Source organism: Acinetobacter sp. YH12201 (assembly GCF_013418145.1).
GTDB lineage: Bacteria > Pseudomonadota > Gammaproteobacteria > Pseudomonadales > Moraxellaceae > Acinetobacter.
This window is the reverse complement of sequence record NZ_VPCP01000108.1, coordinates 1-7,479: the sequence shown is the minus strand read 5'-3', so window position 1 is coordinate 7,479 and position 7,479 is coordinate 1. Positions and strand designations below refer to the sequence as shown.

The 7,479-nt window shown below is 42.5% G+C and carries 6 protein-coding genes and 1 pseudogene; 6 read left to right on the top strand and 1 reads right to left on the bottom strand.

Annotation, left to right across the window (positions count from 1 at the left end):
* Positions 1-103, top strand: a pseudogene (locus tag FTU91_RS14880) (IS5/IS1182 family transposase); the annotation flags it as partial.
* Between the two features lie 129 nt (positions 104-232).
* Here the strand turns inward: FTU91_RS14880 and FTU91_RS14875 are convergent.
* Positions 233-1,021, bottom strand: a complete 789-nt coding sequence (locus FTU91_RS14875) for a hypothetical protein (protein WP_180082740.1) — start codon at positions 1,019-1,021, stop codon at positions 233-235.
* A 182-nt stretch (positions 1,022-1,203) separates the two neighbouring features.
* Here FTU91_RS14875 and uvrB point away from each other — a divergent pair, with 182 nt between their 5' ends.
* The 5 genes from uvrB to FTU91_RS14850 all read left to right on the top strand — a co-directional run bounded on the left by uvrB (position 1,204) and on the right by FTU91_RS14850 (position 7,359).
* Positions 1,204-3,228, top strand: a complete 2,025-nt coding sequence (gene uvrB, locus FTU91_RS14870) for an excinuclease ABC subunit UvrB (RefSeq protein WP_180082738.1) — start codon at positions 1,204-1,206, stop codon at positions 3,226-3,228.
* Between the two features lie 160 nt (positions 3,229-3,388).
* Positions 3,389-3,976 carry a lipocalin family protein gene (locus tag FTU91_RS14865; RefSeq protein ID WP_180082735.1) on the top strand — a complete coding sequence of 196 codons (588 nt, stop codon included), beginning with the start codon at positions 3,389-3,391 and terminating at the stop codon, positions 3,974-3,976.
* A 147-nt stretch (positions 3,977-4,123) separates the two neighbouring features.
* Positions 4,124-5,053: an EamA family transporter RarD gene (gene rarD / locus FTU91_RS14860; protein ID WP_086196122.1), complete on the top strand. Its 930-nt coding sequence runs from the start codon at positions 4,124-4,126 to the stop codon at positions 5,051-5,053.
* A 268-nt stretch (positions 5,054-5,321) separates the two neighbouring features.
* Positions 5,322-6,779, top strand: coding sequence for a glyceraldehyde-3-phosphate dehydrogenase (locus FTU91_RS14855; RefSeq protein ID WP_180044578.1), 1,458 nt, complete (start codon positions 5,322-5,324; stop codon positions 6,777-6,779).
* Between the two features lie 205 nt (positions 6,780-6,984).
* The gene (locus FTU91_RS14850; RefSeq protein ID WP_166167111.1) at positions 6,985-7,359 is read left to right on the top strand and encodes a helix-turn-helix domain-containing protein; all 375 of its coding nucleotides are present in this window, start codon (positions 6,985-6,987) and stop codon (positions 7,357-7,359) included.
* Positions 7,360-7,479: the final 120 nt, after the last annotated feature.

Here is a 7,479-nt window from a genome sequence, read left to right as displayed (position 1 = left end):
AACATTTAGAATATTAAGTGAACGCTATCGAAATAGACGGAAAAGATTCGGTTTACGCATTAACTTAATCGCTGCACTGGTAAACCGGATAAATTTTCAATAATGACTTTCGCAAGAGATCTAATATGTATTTTTAATGAGTAGGGTATCTCAAAATAAAAAATCAGGTGGATAAAAAAAGCCAATTCAGGAACTGGCTTTCAAGATCGGTTTTATGAAATAGGATTAAAGCTTAGCGACTAGCTCTACGGGCCTTGTTTTCTGGCTTAGGCGCAGAAATTTCACGTTCACCTTGCCAGACATCCATAAAGTCTTTTTCGTTGATATTGTAGAGTTCAAGCAAAGCCAGAATGACTCCGCCAAACATCATCGAACCTTCTGAATGGTCTTGCCAGTCAAAAATCTTACCGTTTAACACATGCAAAATGTCTGAAATTTCAAAATTTCGGTCCCGGCCATTACTGTCGGTTGGGTACATTTGGGTATTGAGAATAATTCGGGCGGCACTTTTTTCATTTTCTGATAAATCTAAAGAGGCAGTAATATCTTCATCTGGGGAGGAGAAGATGACCTCATCGGTAAATACCGTTCTGAGAAAATGACGGGTCAGCTTGGGTAAGGCTCTTTCTACAAAAGGACGGAATGAAATGGGAAAAATCACATTATGTGAAATACCCTTAAACATTGGGGCAATTTCTTCGGTTTTATAGCCAGCAATGCCACAACCCACCGAGGTAATGAAATAGGTCATTTTCGGATGATTTTTGGTATAAATCTTGAAGTCATCAATATAGTGCTGAATTTGCGACAAGGGCATCTGTTGCAAATGTTCGTTCATGGTGGGAATGGCATAACTTTGACCTGACCAGCCACGTCCTACGCCTTGCATTGCGCCAAAATATTGCAGGGCAGTACGCGCAGCCCCACCTGCATGGTTTCCTGCCATGTTGCTGCCAAAGACAAAAACGGTATCTTCCGGTAGATTTTTGACAATACTTTCGTCATGGTAATGGTAAGTCATAGGCTTTATTGTGATCATGAGGCTTTGTCTCATGTTGCTATTGAATGCACATGCGGTCAAGACAAAAATGTTGGAATTTTCTTTATATGAGTCCCTCGCTAAATATCAGGAGATTGATATTGAATGTTGAGCTTTAACCCTCATATCATTCAAACTGCATTAGTGTATAGAAGCTGAATAATATGTCGGATAGTCATCAACCTTTTGAATTAGTGACCAGCTATCAGCCTGCGGGGGATCAGCCACAAGCCATTGAAAAATTAGTCAAAGGTATTCAAAAAGGCTATCACGACCAGTTGTTGTTGGGGGTAACCGGTTCAGGTAAAACCTATACCATGGCCAATGTGATTTCCCAGTTACAGCGTCCTACCATCGTCATGGCACATAACAAAACCTTGGCTGCACAGCTGTATGGCGAGTTCAAGTCATTTTTCCCGAATAATGCGGTTGAATATTTCGTCAGCTATTACGACTATTATCAGCCTGAAGCGTATGTGCCATCTTCCGATACCTTTATTGAAAAAGACTCGGCGATTAATGACCATATAGACCAGATGCGCCTTTCAGCGACCCGGTCATTACTCGAACGCCGTGATGCCATCATTGTCGCGTCGGTGTCTGCTATTTATGGTCTGGGTGATCCGAATGCCTATATGAGCATGTTGCTGCATATTGTGCAGGGCGACCGGATCAGCCGTGATGACATTATTCGCCGTCTGGTAGAAATGCAATATAGCCGTAACGAACTGGAATTCTTGCGTGGTACTTACCGTATCCGTGGTGAAATTATTGATATTTTTCCGGCTGAGTCGGATCAGGATGCCATCCGCATTGAACTGTTTGATGATGAAGTCGATTCCATTCGCTGGTTTGATCCCTTAACCGGAAAAATGGTGCGTAAAGTTCCACGCGTGACCATTTATCCTAAAAGTCATTATGTTACTCCGAAGGATAATTTACAGCGTGCCATTGGTACCATTCGTGAAGAACTTCAGGAGCGTTTAGGTTTCTTTAGGGCTAATGACAAATTACTGGAAGCACAGCGCATTGAACAGCGTACCCGCTATGACTTGGAAATGATGCAGCAATTGGGCTATACCAACGGCATCGAAAACTATTCACGTCATTTGTCCGGCCGTCCGGCAGGCGAGGCACCACCGACCTTATTTGACTATATTCCCGATGATGCCTTGCTGATTATTGATGAATCGCATGTCACGGTGCCGCAAATTGGTGCCATGTATAAGGGTGACCGTTCACGTAAGGAAAATCTGGTCAATTATGGTTTCCGTTTGCCGAGTGCGTTAGATAACCGTCCGATGCAGTTTGAAGAATGGGAACGTATTATTCCATCCACGATTTATGTCAGTGCCACACCGGCAAAATATGAGCTGGAAAAAGCGCAGCAGATTGCCGAGCAGGTGGTTCGTCCAACCGGACTGGTCGATCCTGAAATCGAAATTCGTCCCGTGCTGACTCAGGTCGATGATGTGCTTTCGGAAATCAATATCCGTAAGGAACTGGATGAACGTGTTCTGGTTACGACCTTGACCAAACGAATGGCGGAAGACTTAACCTCGTATTTAAAAGAATACGGGGTCAAGGTGGCTTATCTGCATTCAGACATTGATACCGTGGAACGAACCAAGATTATCCATGAGCTGCGTAGCGGTGTGCATGATGTACTGGTCGGTATTAACCTGCTGCGGGAAGGTCTGGATATGCCGGAAGTGTCCCTTGTGGCCATTCTGGACGCCGATAAAGAAGGCTTCCTGCGTTCGGAGCGCTCACTGATTCAAACCATTGGTCGTGCTGCACGTAACGTGAACGGTAAAGCCATTCTGTATGCAGATCGCATTACCGACTCCATGCAAAAAGCCATGGATGAAACTGAGCGCCGCCGAGCCAAACAGATCGAGTTTAATGAGCTGCATGGGATTATTCCAAGAAGTACCAAACGTCAAAATAACCAGGATATCGATACCGGTGAAGTGCTGACTGATGACCAAATTGACGAGAAAATTTCGGATCAGGCACGTGCCTTAAGTGCTGATGAACGTCACATTTTGGCAGACCCTAAATTGCTGGCAAAACATTTGTCCAAACTGGAAAAAGAGATGCTCAAAGCTTCGAAAGAATTGCAGTTTGAACAGGCAGCGCGACTGCGTGATGAAATAGTTCGTCTGAAGGCACAGATGCTCAGCTAGCTTGATGATTTTCATTGCAAAATAATTAAGGTCTGTTGGCAATCCATATATGAAATGTCAACAGACCTTACATAACGCTACAGTATGGTTGGGTTGGAGTCGTTATTTTTAAATGTGTAAGCACTTAAAGAGTTTAAAATTTTGACTGAAAGGTACTTTTATGACAGGCGATAATCTTCCAAAAGCGGGCTATAAACTGGCTAAAATTGCCGTCGGTGGAGCTGTATTGCTGGGTTTGGGTATGGCGACAATGGCATATGCGCAAACCAAGCCACTACAAACGGTGGAAAAGGTTGAGCTGGATAAATATCTGGGTGTCTGGTATGAAGTAGCTCGCAAGCCGCTGTATTTTCAAAACAAGTGTGATCGTGATGTCACCGCGACCTATACGCTGAACGAGAACGGCAATGTGGTTGTAGATAACCGCTGCTATACCAAAGAGGGTAACCTCGCCCAGTCGATTGGAGAGGCATTTATTGAAAATGCACCTTTTAATACCAAGTTAAAAGTCAGTTTCTTGCCTGAGGCGATTCGCTGGTTACCCTTCGGTCGAGGTGATTATTGGGTGCTTAAACTTGATGAAAATTATCAGACGGTATTGGTAGGGGAGCCACGCCGCAAATACATGTGGGTATTGTCCCGTACTCCACAACCTGATCAGGCAGTCGTCAATGAATATTTGGAATATGCCAAGTCGTTGGGCTATAACGTGGGTGATGTGATTCATACCAAGCAGACGATCAGGTAACATACTGCATACTTTAACAAAAGTTCAAAACCATGCTTAGGCATGGTTTTTTATTTGTTAAGATAGCTCCGGTTTTAAAGTTGAATGATCCAGTATTTTGGATGGTTTCGTAAAGTCATGAAATGAAGAATCCCCTTGAGGTAAAAGATGTATAAAGGCTTGGCTTTGTCAGTATTGGCATCCGTTACTTTTGGGGTGTTGTATTTTTATACGCAATTTTTAAAACCTTTGGACAGCGAACAGACTTTTGCCTGGCGCATGCTGGCCACGCTGCCTTTTCTAACCCTGTTTATGTGGTGGTCTGGTGATTTGCAGCATATTTCCCAGATTTTTAAGCGTATGGTTAAACAGCCTGTGTTCCTGATCTGGCTGATTTTTAGCTCCCTGCTTTGCACTACACAACTGTGGCTGTTTCTCTGGGGTCCCATTAATGGTCGTGGTCTGCAAGTTTCACTGGGGTATTTCCTGTTGCCTTTGGTGATGGTGCTGGTGGGTTGTGTGCTTTACAAGGAAAAACTGTCGAAATGGCAGTTGGCTGCCGTGATGTTGGCTATTTTAGGAGTAGGACATGAAATCTGGCGTATCGGCAGTATCGCCTGGGAAACAGTTTATGTTGCTTTGGCTTATCCCTTATATTTCTTTTTACGCCGGGTCTTTAAAACGGATCATTTGGGCGGTTTCTGGTGGGATTTATGTCTCATTTTACCAGTGGCTTTTTACTTGGGCTTTATGCATAGCGATAGTCTGAGTTTAATGGCTCATTTTCCACATTTAATTATTGCCGTGATTGGCTTGGGTTTTTTAAGTGCGTTGGGACTGGGCAGTTATATGCTGGCCAGCCGTTATTTGCCTTTTGTGATTTTTGGATTGCTGAGTTATCTCGAGCCCGTGCTTTTGGCCTTTGCTTCTATTGTGTTGGGGGAACGGGTTGAGACAGGAGAATGGCTGACGTATATTCCCATCTGGATTGCCGTTTTATTGCTGGTCATTGAGGGTACAATTCATATCATCAAACAAAAGCATAAACAGCGTGCACTGAATCAAAATGTGGAAAACTATCAGGATCGTTTGAAATAGACTGCATTCGGTAAACTGGGTAAAAACTCAGGTTGTTTGATTAAGCAACATTTAACAAAAAAGTATACTTTTACTTTTTAAATCGCTTTCTGATCTTTTAACAGTAAAATCATGAAAATAATTACAACTATTTTATAAATTTATAGTGAATATATCGTAAAAAGCACGTTGAACATTCAGCTTTTGATTCAAAGTTGCTGATAATTCCTTTACAATTGTCGGGTTTGAAATTTATGCCTAGATATACAATTAATTAGAGGACGTAGCTGTGAGCAAAGACACTATCATCGCCCTACATGCAGAGCACCAAGGTCGCTGGAAAAACCGTGAAGAAATCGCGGAACGTATGATTGCCCTGATTGGTCAACTATATCGTGAAAAAAATATCGTGACTTCTGTATACGGTCGTTCTTTAGTTAACCGTTCAGTAATCCAGATTTTAAAAGCGCATCGCCGTACACGTGTTATGGATGTTGAGCTTTCTGTGGTTCACACTTTCCCGATTTTAGAAGCTTTAGCTAAAATTGAAAATATTGGTTCAGCAGAAATTGATCTAGGTAAACTTGCTGTTGAATTCAAGGAAAAAGGCGGTGACGTAGACGCTTTTGTTGCTGAAGCAGTGAAATCTTTAGCAGGTAATGCGAAGGTTGTAGAAGGCAAAGATGTTGTTCTTTACGGTTTTGGTCGTATCGGTCGTATTCTTGCGCGTTTAATCATTGGCCAATCAGGTTTGGGTCGTGGTTTAAATCTTAAAGCAATCGTGGTGCGTAAATCATCTGATGGTGATTTGGAAAAACGTGCTTCATTGCTGCGTCGCGACTCTATCCATGGTCCGTTCCAAGGCACAATTTCAGTTGATGAAGAAAACGAAGCCATTATTGCAAACGGTAATTTCATTAAAGTGATCTATGCATCTAGCCCATCTGAAGTGGACTACACTGCTTACGGTATTAACAATGCACTGGTGATTGATAACACGGGTAAATGGCGTGATGCTGAAGGTCTTGCTCAACATCTTCAATGCCCAGGCGCTGCACGCGTAATCTTGACTGCACCTGGTAAAGGTGACATGAAGAACGTTGTATACGGTGTGAACCAAGCCGACATTCTTGATGAAGATACTATCATCTCTGCTGCAAGCTGTACGACTAACGCCATCACGCCAACACTTAAAGTGTTAGAAGACAAATACAAAGTGCTGAATGGTCACGTTGAAACAGTTCACTCGTTCACAAACGACCAGAACCTGATCGACAATTACCATAAAGCTGACCGTCGTGGCCGTGCTGCAACATTGAACATGGTTATTACGGAAACAGGTGCTGCTAAAGCGGTTGCTAAAGCACTTCCTGCGCTTAAAGGCAAGTTGACTGGTAACTCTGTACGCGTTCCTACACCAAACGTTTCATTGGCTATTCTTAACTTAACCCTTGAGAAAGAAGTAGATCGTGAAGAAGTGAACGAATACATTCGTCAAATCTCAATCAACTCAAACCTTCAAGGTCAAATCGGTTATACCAACTCAACTGAAGTGGTATCTTCTGACTTTATCGGTTCACGTACTGCAGGTGTATTTGATGCGCAAGCAACAATCACTTCAGGCAACCGTTTAACTTGCTACGTTTGGTACGACAACGAAGTGGGTTATAGCTGCCAGGTATTACGTATCGCAGAACAGATGGGCGGCGTAAGCTACCCAAAAATTCCTGCTGAAACAAATGCATAATTTGTTAAAGTAGTAAAAGGGAGTCTCTATAGAGGCTCCTTTTTTTATGCCGTTATTTTAAGCTCATGCTATAAGCAGAAATTTTTACTGAATTTAATTAAAAAATGATACTTGTAGCCGAAATTCTAATCTGATAGCTTACAAATGGTAAGTACATTAAAAATAGTAAGTAAAAGATAAAAATATACAGATGGAGAGAGCTTGAGTGAGTAAATATGCGATCAGTCCTTTGTTGGGGCAGGTGTTATCGAATGAATGTCCATCACGGGAAATATTGGAACATCTCGCGAACAAATGGTCGGTATTGGTTCTACGTTGTTTAAGTGAGGGGGTGCATCGTTTTAGTGAGCTGAAACAGCGCATTGAAGGTGTGAGTGAAAAAATGCTGTCACAAACGCTAAAAATGCTGGAACAGGATGGTTTTATCCTACGCACGGTCTATCCGGTGGTGCCACCCAAAGTGGAATATCAGCTGACCATTTTAGGCTCGCAAGCCGCAGAAAAAATGAATTACCTGATTGGCTGGGTAGAGCGGAGTTTGCCTGAGATTTTGGAAAATAAAGACCGTATTGCTAAATAACCCGAATTACGGATAAGAAAACCGCTTGAAAAAAAGATGGTTAGAGCCATTTAGAAAGTTACTACACAAACCAAAGACTCTAACCACCATGTTTGATTTTACAGAAATCTTCTGTGTTAT